The 14,461-nt window shown below is 50.8% G+C and carries 16 protein-coding genes; 12 read left to right on the forward strand and 4 right to left on the reverse strand.

Annotated elements, in window-relative coordinates; genetic code table 11:
- Positions 1-8 precede the first annotated feature (8 nt).
- Positions 9-1,076 carry a type I phosphomannose isomerase catalytic subunit gene (locus P22_RS15930; RefSeq protein WP_054261223.1) on the forward strand — a complete coding sequence of 356 codons (1,068 nt, stop codon included), beginning with the start codon at positions 9-11 and terminating at the stop codon, positions 1,074-1,076.
- Between the two features lie 48 nt (positions 1,077-1,124).
- Entirely contained in the window at positions 1,125-2,426 is a 1,302-nt protein-coding gene (locus tag P22_RS15935; protein ID WP_054261224.1) for a TolC family protein, read from the forward strand.
- A 97-nt stretch (positions 2,427-2,523) separates the two neighbouring features.
- Here P22_RS15935 and htpG read toward each other — a convergent pair whose 3' ends face one another.
- The 4 genes from htpG to P22_RS15955 all read right to left on the reverse strand — a co-directional run bounded on the left by htpG (position 2,524) and on the right by P22_RS15955 (position 6,933).
- Positions 2,524-4,494: a molecular chaperone HtpG gene (gene htpG, locus P22_RS15940; protein WP_054261225.1), complete on the reverse strand. Its 1,971-nt coding sequence runs from the start codon at positions 4,492-4,494 to the stop codon at positions 2,524-2,526.
- 40 nt (positions 4,495-4,534) lie between these two features.
- Entirely contained in the window at positions 4,535-5,608 is a 1,074-nt protein-coding gene (locus P22_RS15945) for a S1C family serine protease (RefSeq protein ID WP_054261226.1), read from the reverse strand.
- Between the two features lie 360 nt (positions 5,609-5,968).
- A complete protein-coding gene (locus tag P22_RS15950; protein WP_054261227.1) occupies positions 5,969-6,499 on the reverse strand; it encodes an ImmA/IrrE family metallo-endopeptidase in 531 nt (176 codons plus the stop codon).
- Between the two features lie 29 nt (positions 6,500-6,528).
- Positions 6,529-6,933, reverse strand: a complete 405-nt coding sequence (locus tag P22_RS15955; RefSeq protein ID WP_054261228.1) for a helix-turn-helix domain-containing protein — start codon at positions 6,931-6,933, stop codon at positions 6,529-6,531.
- Between the two features lie 149 nt (positions 6,934-7,082).
- On the opposite strand from P22_RS15955, the gene P22_RS15960 reads away from it, so the two are divergent.
- From P22_RS15960 to P22_RS16005, 10 genes are all read left to right on the forward strand, one after another.
- Positions 7,083-7,337 carry a helix-turn-helix transcriptional regulator gene (locus P22_RS15960; RefSeq protein WP_069972847.1) on the forward strand — a complete coding sequence of 85 codons (255 nt, stop codon included), beginning with the start codon at positions 7,083-7,085 and terminating at the stop codon, positions 7,335-7,337.
- A gap of 4 nt (positions 7,338-7,341) precedes the next feature.
- Positions 7,342-7,578: a helix-turn-helix domain-containing protein gene (locus P22_RS15965; RefSeq protein ID WP_054261229.1), complete on the forward strand. Its 237-nt coding sequence runs from the start codon at positions 7,342-7,344 to the stop codon at positions 7,576-7,578.
- Positions 7,562-7,924, forward strand: coding sequence for a hypothetical protein (locus tag P22_RS15970; RefSeq protein ID WP_054261230.1), 363 nt, complete (start codon positions 7,562-7,564; stop codon positions 7,922-7,924). The genes P22_RS15965 and P22_RS15970 overlap by 17 nt, the downstream gene beginning before the upstream one ends.
- Entirely contained in the window at positions 7,924-9,237 is a 1,314-nt protein-coding gene (locus P22_RS15975; protein WP_054261300.1) for a DEAD/DEAH box helicase, read from the forward strand. Before P22_RS15970 ends, P22_RS15975 begins: the two co-directional genes overlap by 1 nt.
- Positions 9,230-9,634, forward strand: a complete 405-nt coding sequence (locus P22_RS15980; protein ID WP_082378531.1) for a gp33 family protein — start codon at positions 9,230-9,232, stop codon at positions 9,632-9,634. Before P22_RS15975 ends, P22_RS15980 begins: the two co-directional genes overlap by 8 nt.
- A 19-nt stretch (positions 9,635-9,653) precedes the next feature.
- A complete protein-coding gene (locus P22_RS15985) occupies positions 9,654-10,370 on the forward strand; it encodes a hypothetical protein (RefSeq protein ID WP_054261232.1) in 717 nt (238 codons plus the stop codon).
- Between the two features lie 77 nt (positions 10,371-10,447).
- On the forward strand, positions 10,448-10,783 hold the full coding sequence (locus tag P22_RS15990; RefSeq protein ID WP_054261233.1) for a DUF7768 domain-containing protein: 336 nt from the start codon (positions 10,448-10,450) through the stop codon (positions 10,781-10,783).
- A 6-nt stretch (positions 10,784-10,789) separates the two neighbouring features.
- On the forward strand, positions 10,790-13,318 hold the full coding sequence (locus P22_RS15995) for a DUF927 domain-containing protein (RefSeq protein WP_054261234.1): 2,529 nt from the start codon (positions 10,790-10,792) through the stop codon (positions 13,316-13,318).
- A 303-nt stretch (positions 13,319-13,621) separates the two neighbouring features.
- Positions 13,622-14,113 (forward strand): hypothetical protein, encoded by a 492-nt coding sequence (locus P22_RS16000; protein ID WP_054261235.1) that lies wholly within the window; start codon positions 13,622-13,624, stop codon positions 14,111-14,113.
- Positions 14,092-14,376: a VRR-NUC domain-containing protein gene (locus tag P22_RS16005; RefSeq protein ID WP_054261236.1), complete on the forward strand. Its 285-nt coding sequence runs from the start codon at positions 14,092-14,094 to the stop codon at positions 14,374-14,376. Before P22_RS16000 ends, P22_RS16005 begins: the two co-directional genes overlap by 22 nt.
- The last annotated feature ends 85 nt before the right edge of the window (positions 14,377-14,461 follow it).

Here is a 14,461-nt window from a genome sequence, read left to right on the forward strand (position 1 = left end):
GAAGGATCATGTTATATCCGTTAAAATTGACGCCGATATATAAACATTCACTCTGGGGCGGCCGCGCGCTGGAAAAACTCGGGCGCAAGTTGCCCAAGGGCCAGGTTGGCGAAAGTTGGGAAGTATCCTGTCATCCTGACGGAGTAAACGTTATTGCAAACGGCAAATATATAGGCATACCGCTCACCGATTGGATCAAAGCATATAAGGATAAGGCAGTGGGGCGTGATATTTATCTCAAATATGCAACCCGTTTTCCCATACTGATCAAGCTTATCGATGCCAGCGACAAGTTGTCGGTGCAAGTGCATCCTTCCGACGAGATGGCCAAGCAATTGGAAAACGAATTCTACGGAAAGAATGAAATGTGGTATATTCTCTCGGCAAAACCCGACGCCAAGGTTATATGTGATTTCAAGCCGGGATTTAAGCGGTCGGCGGTTAATCGGTGTATTGAGGAAAATCGTTTGGAAAAATGGCTGAACTATATTGATATTGAAGCAACCGATGTTGTATATGTGCCTGCCGGTACGGTGCACTCCTTGGGTGCGGAAATCGTGGCTTTGGAAATTCAGCAGAATTCGAACATAACATATCGCATCTACGATTATAACCGGGTTACCCAATCCGGAAAGCAACGCCAGTTGCATATAGAGAAAGCACTGGAGGCCATGAGTGACCGACCTAATGCTGTGCACGGGAAGATTCGCGGGTTACGGCGGCTGGATGATTCAAACTTGTCGGTGACATTTTTAGTGGCAAATGACCATTTCGCCGTAGAACTTTATGAGCTGCACGGCAATATGGAAGAAACCACCGACGGCGAGTTTTTCATTTTTTCAATAGTCGAGGGGGAAGGTGAACTTGTTTTTAATAAAGATTCCCTACCGATTCAAGCTGTCGAGACGGTTTTAATTCCGGCCGCATTAGGCAAATACCAGTTTTGCGGTAAACTAACCATGCTAAAGACATATGTTCCAAAAATCAAGGCACATATCGTAGAGCCGCTGATACGTGCGGGCTACACCTATGCCGAGATAATGAAAAATGTTCATGGTTGCAAGCTATCGGCTTAGCAAGGTCAGCTCCTAAGCCCAAACAATCAACTACAGGAGGTTGTCCCGTTGAGACTCCTTCCACGGCTGCCTGCCAAAACAATTGTTTCGTTAGTTATATTCCTGCTTGCCCTACAAACTGGTGTGCAGGCAGAAATGGTAGAACTTTCGCCGGACGAATGTGTTGCCCTCGCATTAAAGAATAATCCCGCCGTCAAAATTGCCGAGGCCGATAAGGAGAAAGCTTTCTGGGCCGTCAAAGAGGCCGCAGCCGGTAAAGGGGTTAGCTTCACATATACACACAGCGATACCCGGGAAAAATACCCGCCTTCGACGCTTAGGCCATATTATACCTTTAGTACGACATTTGATAATAACTTCGCGCTTAGCCTGCCGTTATATAGTGGCGGCAGATTGGAAGGATTAATCGAAAAGGCGAGAATCAATGCACAAATTGCTGATCAAGAAGTTAGCAAAACCAAACAGCAAATCATGCTCAATGCCATCACTGCCTACTATAACGTTTTGCAAGCCCGTAACATGCTGCAAGTTAACCAGGAATCGGTAGACAGCCTGGCGGCCCATCTCAAAAATGTTGAACTCCAGTACGACGTTGGTACAGTGGCCAAATCCGATGTGCTGCGATCCCAGGTGGAACTGGCCAATGCCCAACAAAATCTCATCAAGGCCCAGAACGCCTATGATCTGTCACTGGCAAATCTCAATAATGTCATTGGATTGCCGCTGGATAGCCAGATCAAAGTCAAGGAAGAGCTGACTCACGAACCATATACGCTGTCTTTGGATCAAAGCGTGGAATATGCGCTGGCAAACCGCCCGGAATTTTTTCAGGTTAAGGCCACAATCGACAGCGCCCGTCAGGGCGTGAGGGTCGCCAAGAGCGGATTTCTGCCTTCCCTTACTCTGAGCGGCTCTATGGATTGGAACGACCACGATTTTCCCGGCGCGAAAAATAATAACTGGTCGGTAGTTTTGGCCGTTTCATTGAATGTTTTTGACAGTGGGCTTACCAGGGCCAAGATAAACGAAGCGCAGATGGATGTTGATAAGGCAAGAGAGCAGGCAAGACAAACCAAGGATGGTATTGCTCTTGAAGTGCGCCAGGCATATCTCAACATGAAAGAAGCGGAAAAGCGTATCGACACCAGCGGGGTAGCAGTAACCAAGGCGGAAGAAGACTTCAAAATTGCCCAGATTCGTTACAGTGCCGGAGTCGGAACCAATCTTGACGTTATTGATGCACAGGTGGCGCTAACACAGGCTAAGACTAATTATGTCCAGTCGCTTTATGATTACAATACAAGCAGAGCAAATTTAAACAAGGCGATGGGTATCGGTATGAGAAAATAGAACGGACGGTTGTTGCTGCATCATTAGGCAGGAATTTACAACAAATACAAAAAGGGCAAGGGGCCTGGTACTTATTCCAGGCCCCTTGCCCTTTTGCCTATTGCTCTTTTTCGCCGGCCGCTGCCATTAGGGCGGCAACCTTGTTCGCGAAACCGACGGGATCTTCCGGGGCAAGCCCTTCCATTAATAGAGCCTGGCCGTACAGCAGTTCACAGTAATCTTTGAAGGCTTCGGAAGCGGGATTTTTATCGTGCAGTTTTTTCAATACCGAGAAAACTTCATGGTGCGGATTCAACTCCAAAATCCGCCGGGCCTTGAACGGGGCTTTGTCCATTTCGGACAAAATCTGTTCCATGGAAAGGCTGATGCCGGTTTCGCCGCTGACCAGGCAAACGGGGCTGGACTTCAGGCGGCTCGATATCTTGACCTCGGCGATCCTGCCGGATAGCTTCTCCTTGACGGCGTTCAGCAGCGGCTCGTTTTCCTTGGCCAGTTTTTCGGTCTCCTGCTTGGCTTCCGGGGCGTCGATGCCGTCCAGTTTCAGGTCGCCGCGGCTGATGGACTGGAACTTCTTGTCTTTATATTCGCGCAGGGCGTCGATGGCGAATTCGTCGACCCGGTCGAGGAGGTAAAGGACCTCAATTCCCTTTTCCCGCAGGAGTTCCATCTGCGGCAGGCGTTCCGCAGCGGAACGGTCCTTGCCGGTAGCATAATAGATAACCGTCTGCCCCTCCCGCATCCGGGAAACGTAATCCGCCAAGGTTGTTAAAGCATCCTCGGAATTGGAGGACGGAAAGAGCAGAAGATCCTGCAGCTTTTCGCGGTTTTGGTAATCGGAGTAGACACCGCTCTTGATGGCCTTGCCGTATTCTTTCCAGAAGGTTTCATACTTGGACCGTTCTTTGGATAACAGATTTTCCAGCGTTTTCAGCACGCTTTTTTCCAGATTCTTGCCGACCTTTTTCAATTGGCTGCTGTGCTGCAGCAGTTCCCGGGAGATGTTGAGGGAAAAGTCGGGCGAGTCGACAAGGCCGCGGACGAAACGCAGGTAATCCGGCAGAAGGTCTTTGTAGTTGTCCATGACGAAAACGTTTCGCGAATAGAGCCGGATGCCGGATGTGGCTTCCCGCTGGTAGAAATCGAAGGGAGCGTGGGCGGGGATGAAAAGCACCGTGGTGTATTCAACCGCACCCTCGACCTTGGAGTGGATGATCTCCAGGGGGTCTTCCCAGTCGTGGAAGAGGTTTTTGTACAGCTGGTGATACTCTTCCTTGGTGATCTCGTTTTTGTTTTTCGTCCACAGGGGCGCCATGGAGTTTAAGGTCCGGACCTCGACGGTCTGGGTGGCGGGGGCGTCTTCAATGATTTTGCCGTCGGGGTCGCGTGGCTTTTCTTCTTTGACGAAGTTCATCTTGATGGGGGAGCGGATGTAGTCGGAATACTTCTTGACCAGGCTTTGCAGCGTGTAGCGGTTCAGGAAGTTTTCCGCGGGGTGATCGGCGGCGCAGTGTTCATCGTGCAGGGTCAGGATTATCGTTGTGCCCCGCGCTTCCTTTTCGCACTCTTCAATGGTGTAGGCGCCGTCGCCGGCTGACTCCCAGCGCACGCCTTTGGCCTGGCCGGGAGCGCGGGTGATCAGTGTCACTTTTTTCGCCACCATGAAGGCGGAGTAAAAGCCGACGCCGAACTGACCGATAAGGTCGGAGGCGGAGCCGGAGCCGCTCTCTTTCATTTTTTCCAGAAAAGCTTTGGTGCCTGACTTGGCGATGGTGCCGATGTTTTCAACGACTTCGTCATACGTCATGCCCATGCCGTTGTCCGAGATGGTCAGGGTTTTCGTACCTTCGTCGGGAAGAAGGAAGATTTCGAAGTCGGCATTGCCTTCGAGCAGATCCTGGTTGGTCAGGGAGGCAAACCGTATCTTGTCGATGGCGTCGGAAGCGTTGGAAATAAGCTCCCGCAAAAATATCTCCCGGTTGGTGTAGATGGAATGAATCATCAAATCCAGCAGTTGTTTGGTCTCCGTTTGGAATTCGCGCGTTTCCTTGACGGGGGGTGATTGGGTCATGGGAAACCTCCTTTTTATTGAATCAATTCCTAAGCAGCCGTCAGTTCGGCATCTCCGCGACCACCGCGCTGATAGTGCGTTTTTGCCCGTCGCGGATAATAACTAAATTTACTCGGTTGCCAACGGAAACGGTATCAAGCGCTGCCCGCAAGTCGGCCACGCTGTTGACCTCCGTGCCGTTGACCTGAATGATTACGTCTCCAACGTGAATATTAGCCTGATCGGCCGGCCCGCCTTTTTCAACGCGGGCCACATAGACTCCCTGGTCTACGTCCAGGTTATAGCCATACAAAGCCGCCGATTTACTGTCAAGCACGCCGACGCCGAGATAAGCCCTGACTACCTTGCCCTTGTCTATAAGTGATTGCAGAATCGGCCGTGCGGCATTAATGGGGATGGCGAAACCCATACCTTCAACACCGGTAGCGGCAATTTTGACGCTGTTAATGCCAATAACCTGCCCATCGGCGTTGACGAGCGCTCCGCCGGAGTTGCCGGGATTGATGGCGGCATCGGTCTGAATCAGTTTGAACTTGCGGTCGCCGACTTCAATTGTCCGGTTTAAGGCGCTGACGACGCCGACCGTAACGGTGCCGCGAAATTCGAGGCCCAGCGGATTGCCGATGGCGATCGCAGGTTCACCGACCAATAACGAATCGGAATCGCCGAATGTAACTGTCGGCAGGCCGGAAGCTTCCACTTTGACAACCGCCAAATCGGTCGCCGCGTCCGCACCAAGCACTTTTCCGCTCATTGTCCGGCCGTCTGGAAGCGACACGACAATTTCCTGCGCCCCCTCGACAACGTGGTTGTTTGTCGCTATATACCCGTTGGAATCAAAAATTATTCCAGAACCTACCCCTTTTTCGATAAGTACTTTCTGATTAAAAAAATCCCGCACATAGGCCTTGTTGGTAATACCGACAACAGCCGGGCCAACGTTTTTTACAGCTTGCACGACAAATGTATTGCGGGCGGTTGAAGGAACATTATCTTGGATTGGTGGTGGTGACAGATTAGCTACTGATGCTGCATTCCCATTGTTAATCGTCGCCGTTGCGAAAGCCGCAAGTGTGATAAGAATGACTGGCAAGAAAAACTTTTGTTTCACCATTTTTCCTCCTTTACTCAGTAATAGGAATCTAAAAAAAAACCTAGAGATAATTCCAGATCGTTTAAAGGGCAATTAATATACTATTTGTTTTGGACTCACAAGGCTCGATTTCGGAAAGCTTGGATCTATATCAAACTTCCGGAAGTGTTGTTTTAGCACTCGGGCCCCTGGAGTGCTAACAATTTTATATTATTCATCTTCGGCGATTCAATCAACCGTGAAAAAAAACGATTATATAAAAAATTTTAGCGGCTTGGACGATGAAGGTGAAAATTCTTAACTATACACAATAAGATGCGATTTTTCTTTGGTATTGTTACGATCTTGATCTTGAGCCACCTGTACGGTGAATAGCCGGCTTTATTCGCATAGGGAGTATGTGTTTTTACTTTCTCCCAAATAGTCAGAAGCAGGTACAAACGGAATGTTGAGGTTGTACCCCTGCCTGTTTAAGATAATGCCCTTGATAATTACAAGCTCTTCATGAACTTTCAACTCGGCGGCAATCTGGGCATAGGTATATTGCTTACTCGCGCAATCTAAAAAGGCGCTGCTGTCAATAAGCAGCTGGGCGGCGAAATAATTTGCCTCAAGCTCGTAAACATCTATTGTATTATATATATCGTAATCACTCATCAAGCCGGCTTTGGCTTGGCTACGGTGCAACTGATCGTGGCCTAACTCATGGGAACAAACTATTTTTTGCTCGGTTTCGTCCGAGCGGGAACTGATGGCGATAAACCTGTTTCTGCAAATATATTTGTAAAACCCCTTAAGATGTTTAAAATCGCCATATCTTATTGAAACGTTAAGATTCTCGGCGATTTCAAAAGGGTTTCGTGTTTTAAACCGGCGGACTAGACCATCGGCGTGCCTGATTATGTTATCCATAATGCAATCACTCAAAAGTCCAACACTGCTTACTGCTTCAACCTTTTGCGCCCGTACTTCTTATTATTTTTCTTGGCCTCAAAGTACATTTCGGTAACTGTCCGGAAAAAATCGTCCTTGTCCGCCTCGGGAAGTTCGCCACCGGCAAATAATGCTTTTACATCACTTAATATTTCCTGAGCCTGGCGCTTTCCAGAATAACCATACTGCTCGTCGGCCTTTTGGATGAAGCGACCATCCGTTCCGACCAAATAATCAACGGATACATTGAAGACTTCGGAGATTTTGCGGAGCGTTTCTTGCTTTTTGGGGAAACGATTGTTGGCTTCATAATAGCCGACAACCCGGTCCGAAACGCCAATTAAACTACCCAGTTCAACCTGAGTCATATTAGCCGTCTCACGAAGATTTTTTAGTCTATCTCCGAACAGCACATTCGCACACCTCCTTAGAATGGCTGATTTGAGTATAACAAATTGTTCGATAATGGTCAACAAAATTCGAACAAAAAGTTCGATTGACGGGAAATGTCATGTTCGTTAGAATAATTTATAGAACAAAACATTCGGGGGTGAAAGCAAATATGCGCGTGAAAAATGCCAAATTTAAAGAACTTAGAAAAAAAGCCGGGTACAATCAAGCTGAATTAGGAAGGGAGCTTGGCATAACCAAGGATTACGTCAACGCTATTGAGAACGGAAGGCAGTCGCCGGGATTTGCCTTGGCTAAACGTATCGCCGATTTTTTCAGTGTTACGGTGGACGAACTCTTTTTTTGCCAATTTGCCGAACAAAACGTTCGACAAGAGATGGGCGATTTTTGCGCGAATGGGAGGTGAGGTCATGCTGCGTCTGAGGTCAGAAGCCGTAATCGCGCTGACGAATCATCGCGGTTGGTCGCAAAATGAACTAGCCCGCCGAATGGGAGTATCCAAAAGCGCGCTCAGCCGTGCCTTGAGCGGCAAGTCTGGCGCGGGAAGAAAAATAATCGGCGGTCTTTTGCGCATCTTTCCCGGTGAGCCGCTAGAAAGCTTGGTCGCCAAGGAGAAGGTGGAAGATAAGTATGCGGGCAGTTATTGAAAGCGGGCTGATCCACATATTTGACACCTATCTCTACCGCGAAGCCATCAAAGAGATTCCCGGCCATTACTGGGACCAGAACAAAAAGGCGTGGCTGGTGCCGGAAAACACTGAAAACATTGCGCTGCTAAAAATTATCGGCTGCCAATTCATGAACGAGTCCGGCGTACAAGTTAATAGCCGCGAGTACCCAGATATTGATGGCTGGATTCCGGCTGATCCGATTGAGTCCATGCCAATCCGGGCAAAACCATATCGACATCAGGTACAAGCCTATAACTTTGTCGGGCAAATTTTAGGCCTGTTTAAACGAGGTAACGATATATGTCCGGCGCGGGGCTTTTAATGGAAATGGGTACCGGCAAGACGCTTACCGCTATCGGTATAGCTGGCCGGGGCTATCTCAACGGACGGATCAACCGGGTACTTATTGTCGCGCCCAAATCGGTGGTGGCCGTTTGGCAGGAAGAGTTTACCAAATTTGCCGCTTTTGATTATGTACTGGCGGTCCTGGAAGGCGACGGCAAAAGGAAAGCCGGCGTCTTGCAGCAGCTAAAAGGAACCGGTCTTCAGGTTGCCGTTGTTAATTACGAAAGGGCCTGGCGGCTGGAGCCGGAGTTGGCAAAATGGCAGCCGGATCTCATTATTTGTGACGAATCCTCCCGCATAAAAAATCCTCAGGCAAAACAGTCCAGGGCTTTGCACCGGCTGGCTAAGACGACAAAATATCGGCTGATATTGACCGGCACGCCGATCCAAAACAATCCCCTGGACTTTTTCAGCCAGTATAAATTCATTGATGAACAAATCTTCGGGCCGAGCTACTATGCCTTCCGAGCCAGGTATGCAGTCATGGGCGGCTATGGCAACCACCAGATAAAAGGCTATAAAAATCTTGCCGAACTGGTGCGAAAAGCGCACTCAATAGCGTTTCGGGTCACCAAGGCTGAAGCGCTCGAGCTTCCTGAAACCGTGGACGAAATCCGCTATATTACGCTGGAAAACCGGGCCGCAAAGGTCTATACCGATCTTGAGAGAGATTCCTATACCGAACTTGCCAAAGGCGAAGTGACGACGCGAAATATTTTGACCAGGCTTTTGCGGCTGCAGCAGGTTACCGGCGGTTTTATCCGCGACGACGCGGGCTGTGCGGTGGAACAGGTGTCCGACAGTAAATTGCTGGCGCTTGAAGATGTTATTGATGATATATTGGATGCCGGTAAAAAAGTAGTCGTTTTTGCAAGGTTTATTCCCGAGATCGACGCTATCTGCCGGAAGCTAGAAAGGAAAGGCTTGCAGGGGGCTGTCATTACCGGTGCGGTTAAAAACCGCGCCGAACAAGTGCGGCGGTTTCAGGAGGAGGCCGATTGCCGGGTGTTCATCGCCCAGATACAGACGGCAGGGCTGGGGATAACTCTTACCGCGGCGGATACGGCAGTATTTTATTCCCTTGATTTTAATTACGCCAATTATTCGCAGGCGCGCGCCCGAATCCATCGCATCGGCCAGCGCAACAACTGCCTGTATATCCACCTGGTGGCCAAAAACACAATTGACGAACAAATTCTTCGTGCTTTGCAGCGCAAGGAGGATATTGCCAAAACGCTGGTTGACAATTGGAAAACACTGTTTGCGAAAGAGGATGTTGACGTTGGATAACAACGAGATTTTCGAGTTGGCCGATCGCCTGAAGGTTTTCAAAGCTAAGAAAAGTAGCCTGGAAGCTGAGATCAAAGCTGTCAATAAAGAAATTGAACAAGTCGAAGTCCGAATGATTGAACTCATGACTGAGGATGAGCTGCAGTCCTTCAAAAGGGCCGGCAACCTGTTCTATCTTATGGTCAGCGAATATCCGTCTGCCGTCCCGGAACGTAAAGACGAATTGTACCGCGTGCTGAAAGCAAAAGGCTATGACTATCTGTTTACCATCAATGCGCGGACATTGGCTGCCAACATAAAAGAGATGACCGAGCAAAACGACGGCATATTGCCCGCGTGGCTGGAAGGCTTGATTCAGGTTTACGAAAAAACGTCGATCGGCATACGTAGAGCTTAGAAGACTGGAGGAAGGGAACATGAAAAATCAGGAACAGGGAAATAAAGAACTGGTTAAGACTGGCAAAGGATACCTGGCAGCATTGAATGCGGAGATCCATGAACTGATGAATGAAGAACTTGAAGGTCTAAATGTCCGGTTCGACAGAGTAAAAATTCCCGCCGGGGGCGGTTTGCTATTCGAAATGCCCGGCGAAGACCCGGAACAGCCTGACAGCGTCAAGGAAATTACCGGCGTAATTCTGTACCATCACGCCGTAAACAGCTATTACCGCGAACGGTACGCGGGCGGTAACTGCCCGCCCGACTGCGGCAGCATTGACGGCAAGATCGGCCAGGGCAGCCCCGGCGGCGAGTGCCGCATCTGTTTGCTCAACCAGTTCGGCAGCGGCGAAAACGGTAGCAAGGCCTGCCGGAACAAACGGCGCATATACCTTCTCAGGGAAGGCGAGGTCTTTCCGCTGCTCCTTACGTTGCCGACAGGTTCGGTAAAGGTTTTCACCGATTACATTGCCAAGCGCATCGTCGGCCGAGGCCGGCATTCGTATGACGTGGTCACCCGCATCACGCTAAAAAAGGCGACTAATTCCACCGGCATTGTTTTCAGTCAGGCAGTTTTTAGTGTTGATCGCGAACTTGACGCACCGGAGCGCGAGGGAATGAAGATGCTGGCCGGCAGGCTCAAGGAGACCAGCCGCAGGGTTGCGGTGGATTTTGACGCCGATGAGCCTATGTAAGGGGTTGAGAAACCGAAAGGGGCCGGTAAAACGCCGGCCCCGCCATTTAGATTTTTTTAATTATGGGAGATGGAAGCATGCAGGACAGAAAGCTAATTTACATCGCGTCGCCGCTAAAAGGAGACATTGAAAGAAACATCCGCCGGGCTACCGGATACTGCCGCTATGTATATGCGCAGGGCGGCATTCCCCTAGCCCCGCACGTCATTTTCACACAGTTTCTGGAGGACGGCATTCCCGCCGACCGCGAAGCCGGCAGAGCCATGGGCTTGACGCTTCTAGCGAAATGCCAGGAACTGTGGGCATTTGGCGAACCCGTGAGTGAAGGTATGAAGGCAGAAATAGCGGCAGCCGAGGCCAAAGGCATCAAAGTAAGGCGGTTTAACAACAGGTGTGAGCCATTGGAGATGTGATCGCCCGTGCGGCCAGACATCGATCGTCTCATAGATTGGGAGAGTTTTTATCAAAAGTTTATTCCCAGCCTTAAGACCAAAGGGCAGGAGCTCATCGGCCTTTGCCCGTTTCATAACGACCGCAGTCCGTCACTATATATCAACAGGAAGACAGGACAGTACAACTGCAAAGCCTGCTCGGCTTCCGGTAACGCCTGGACCTTTCTCGAAGAACACGCGGGGCTGAGTAAGGACGAGGCCAAGGCCTATTTATTGAATGCGGCGGGCGTTTCGGCCGGGAAGAAACAGAAAAGACCGCAGTTAACCCTTGAAGAATATGCCGCCGCAAAAAAACTGCCGGTAGAGGAACTCAAAAAGCACGGCCTTGTAAACGAAAAGAACAAGCTCGTTATTCCCTACAAAGACGAGGCAGGGCTGGAGGTTGCCAAACGGTTCCGCCACTCGATGCGGGGCAGCGTGAAATTCTCCTGGGTCAAAGGCGCCAGTGTGCTGCCGTACGGGCTGTGGCGGTTGAGCGTCGCCAGGGAAAAGGGCTACATCGTATTGGTCGAAGGCGAAAGCGACTGCCACACGCTCTGGCATTACGACATTCCGGCGCTGGGAGCTCCGGGCGCCGATACCTTTGCGGCCAAACACGCGGCGTTGCTTGGCGGTCTTACCGTCTATGTCTTTAAGGAACCCGATGCCGGCGGCGAGACTTTTGTGAAAAAAGTATGCAGCTCGCTGCTTGCCGTCGCCTTTTCCGGGAAGGCCTACTGTATGCAGCTTCCAGGGGTTAAGGACCCGAGCGAACTGCACATCAGGGATGAGAGCGGATTTTTGGATAAATGGAACACCGCGCTTAAAATGGCCACCCTGCTTGATTTAGAGGCGCTCGGCGCGGTGGCCGGTGAAGTGATTCCCGGCCAGCCGTTTATTCCGCGCAAACCGGACAACTGGTATTATTCCGCCGATGGTGTCTTCGGCTACGATTCCGAGGGCAATGAAAAAAAGATCTGCCCCGTGCCGGTCATCCTTACAAAGCTGCTGCTTGACGTTGACAACGAAACGGAAAAGGTTGAACTGGCGTTTAGGCGAAGCGGCGGCTGGCGAAAAGTCATCACCGAGCGCAGCACGCTGTTTCAGAGGACTAAAATTACGGGCCTGGCGGATACCGGGCTGCCGGTCTCCAGCGAGAACGCCAAGGATTTGGTCCGCTACCTGTTCGACATGGAAGCGGCCAACATGGGATTTCTGCCGACGGCACAATCGGTGTCGAGGTTCGGCTGGATCGGCAAGGATAAGTTTTTGCCGGGAGTCGGCGAAGGTATCGTGCTGGATATCGACTCGAAAAGGAGTATGGCCAAACTGGCAAATGGTTTTAGTGAAAATGGGAACTTTGAAGACTGGAAAACCGCCATTGCCCGGCATATACGAAGAAACCCGATAGCAAGGCTGATGCTGGCGGGGAGCTTTGCCTCGCCGCTCTTGTCGCTCATAGGGCACAGGAACTTTATCCTCCATGTGTGGGGCGCCAGCCGGGGCGGAAAGACTGCTGCGCTGAAAGCGGCCTTGTCGGCCTGGGGTCATCCCGACAGCATCATGGTTTCGTTTAATACCACCATGGTGGGACTGGAGAGAACCTGCGAATTCATGTCCGCCTTGCCTGTCGGCGTGGATGAGCGGCAGCTCGCCGGCGACCGGCAGGAGTATCTCGACAAGCTGACCTACGCGGTCGCCTGCGGCCAGGGCAAGGTAAGGGGCGCCAAGTCCGGCGGCATACAGAACCGGGGCAACTGGAACCTGATCGTCTTAACAACAGGCGAAGAATCCCTGTCAGGCGATACGTCGCATGCCGGGGTCAAAACCAGGGCGTTGGAGCTATACGGCGTGCCGATACCGGACGAACATTGCGCTAGGGAAGTCCACACCTTGGTCAGTGAGCACTATGGCTTCGCCGGGCCGGAGTTTATCCGGCGGTTCATTGCCTTGCTTAAAATAAAGCCGCAGGTTTTGGAGCAGGACTTTAAACACGTGCTTGGCGTGTTGGAAAAGTCCTACCCGCAGCTTATTCAAAGCCACCTGTCGTATCTTTCCGTGTGCGCCGTGGCCGATTTCTACGCTAGCCAGTGGTTATGGAGCTGCAGCTACGAGCAGGCGAAGCTGGAAATGACCGAAATGATCATGGCTGGCATCAAAAGCGCGTCGACATCGCAGGAGGAAGCAGATTACGCGCAAAAAGCCCTTGACTTTACTCTGGGCTGGATTGCTTCAAACTCCGAGTATTTCAAGGATAATGGTTCGACGACGCAGCAATACGGTTTTTTCAAGCCTTCGGGGGAGTGCTGCATCGTGCCGGAAGTGTTTAAGGACGCGCTCCGGAAAGCCGGCTTAAGCGTTAGCCTGGTGCTCAAGGAATTCGCGGAGCGGGGATGGATTGAGACGGAAACGGCCGGCAGCGGCAAGGCGACTTATTCCGTTCGCTGCTATTGGAAAAACAGCCGTGTACGGATGATCGTTTTTACAAGTTGTCGGGAGATTGAAGATGCATTTTGAGGTGAAAGTTGTCCCGTTGTCCCAAATGGGACAACTTCAAAAATGGCTCAAAGCCGCGTGATATATGGGGTTGGCCAACCAGGACAACTTGGACAACCAAAAATCAGCAATGTTATATATGCATCAATATAAATCCCTGGGTTTCTAAATCTTGGCGCCTATATAAAGTATATATTTAAAAATAGTTGTCCTAGTTGTCCTATAAGGGTTCTAAGCCGCGGATTTATTGGATTTTTACCGGGACAACTTATGGGACAACTTTGGGACAACGGGACAACTTTTTTGAGAAGGAATGATATGTAAATGGGTTTAGCCTCACAGGGCAAATTGTTTAATTCAGGAGAATCGGCCGAACTCCGAAGAGAGCAAAGCTCGCGGCAAAATAAGCCGCTGGATACTCCGCTGACCGTGCTGCAGCGTGTCGAACAGCAGGCCCTGAAGCAGCTGAAAATGGAAACTCCCGAACTGGCAAAGCTCGCGTCGAAGGTCATTATTGATCCCGGCGCGGACATTTCGCCGGAAGACAGCGAACTGTGGCTGTGGCTCCTAACGGCCGCAGAGAAGAGGGATACTGAACTGCACGCCAGGCTGTTCTATATCCGGGGCGCCGGCGCAAAGCTTGAAAGACACGCGACATACGGCTATTCGATCAAGCCGATCATCGACCCGGAAGGCAAGAAGGGATGGACAAGCCTGGACGAATACCAGCGGGAGCGACAGTGCCTTGTGGCGTACCGGATGAAGCTTATCGAACTGCTGCAAGAGCTTTGGGCATGGCGGAAAAGAGAATCGTGAAAGGCATTCTGGATTACCTAAAGACGCTGGATGACTGCTTTGCTTGGAAAGAGCACGGCGGCATGTACGGCACCGCCGGGATTCCCGATATTATCTGCTGCTATAAGGGGCGCTTCATCGCCATCGAGGTGAAGCAGCCCGGCGGAAAGCTGACAAAACTTCAGGAGATTACGCTCCGGGATGTTAAGCGGGCCGGCGGCGTGGCGATGGTCGTCTATTCAGTGGCTGAGGTGAAAGCGGGATTTGAGAAAATGGGTGAATGATGGCATCGGGGAAGGGGACAAATCATGAACATGCTGCCGATTAATGCCGAATGGAAACGCCGACGGAGGTGGGAGGAGAAACGGA

The organism is Propionispora sp. 2/2-37 (assembly GCF_001298735.1).
Classification (GTDB): domain Bacteria; phylum Bacillota; class Negativicutes; order Propionisporales; family Propionisporaceae; genus Propionispora.

Coding starts and splice junctions, on each gene's coding strand:
- P22_RS15950 (WP_054261227.1), bottom strand. CDS start 6,499: ATGGATAACATAATCAGGCACGCCGATGGTCTAGTCCGCCGGTTTAAA.
- P22_RS15930 (WP_054261223.1), top strand. CDS start 9: ATGTTATATCCGTTAAAATTGACGCCGATATATAAACATTCACTCTGG.
- P22_RS15990 (WP_054261233.1), top strand. CDS start 10,448: ATGCAGGACAGAAAGCTAATTTACATCGCGTCGCCGCTAAAAGGAGAC.
- P22_RS15970 (WP_054261230.1), top strand. CDS start 7,562: ATGCGGGCAGTTATTGAAAGCGGGCTGATCCACATATTTGACACCTAT.
- P22_RS15945 (WP_054261226.1), bottom strand. CDS start 5,608: ATGGTGAAACAAAAGTTTTTCTTGCCAGTCATTCTTATCACACTTGCG.
- P22_RS15985 (WP_054261232.1), top strand. CDS start 9,654: ATGAAAAATCAGGAACAGGGAAATAAAGAACTGGTTAAGACTGGCAAA.
- P22_RS16000 (WP_054261235.1), top strand. CDS start 13,622: ATGGGTTTAGCCTCACAGGGCAAATTGTTTAATTCAGGAGAATCGGCC.
- P22_RS15965 (WP_054261229.1), top strand. CDS start 7,342: ATGCTGCGTCTGAGGTCAGAAGCCGTAATCGCGCTGACGAATCATCGC.
- htpG (WP_054261225.1), bottom strand. CDS start 4,494: ATGACCCAATCACCCCCCGTCAAGGAAACGCGCGAATTCCAAACGGAG.
- P22_RS15960 (WP_069972847.1), top strand. CDS start 7,083: ATGCGCGTGAAAAATGCCAAATTTAAAGAACTTAGAAAAAAAGCCGGG.
- P22_RS15975 (WP_054261300.1), top strand. CDS start 7,924: ATGGAAATGGGTACCGGCAAGACGCTTACCGCTATCGGTATAGCTGGC.
- P22_RS16005 (WP_054261236.1), top strand. CDS start 14,092: ATGGCGGAAAAGAGAATCGTGAAAGGCATTCTGGATTACCTAAAGACG.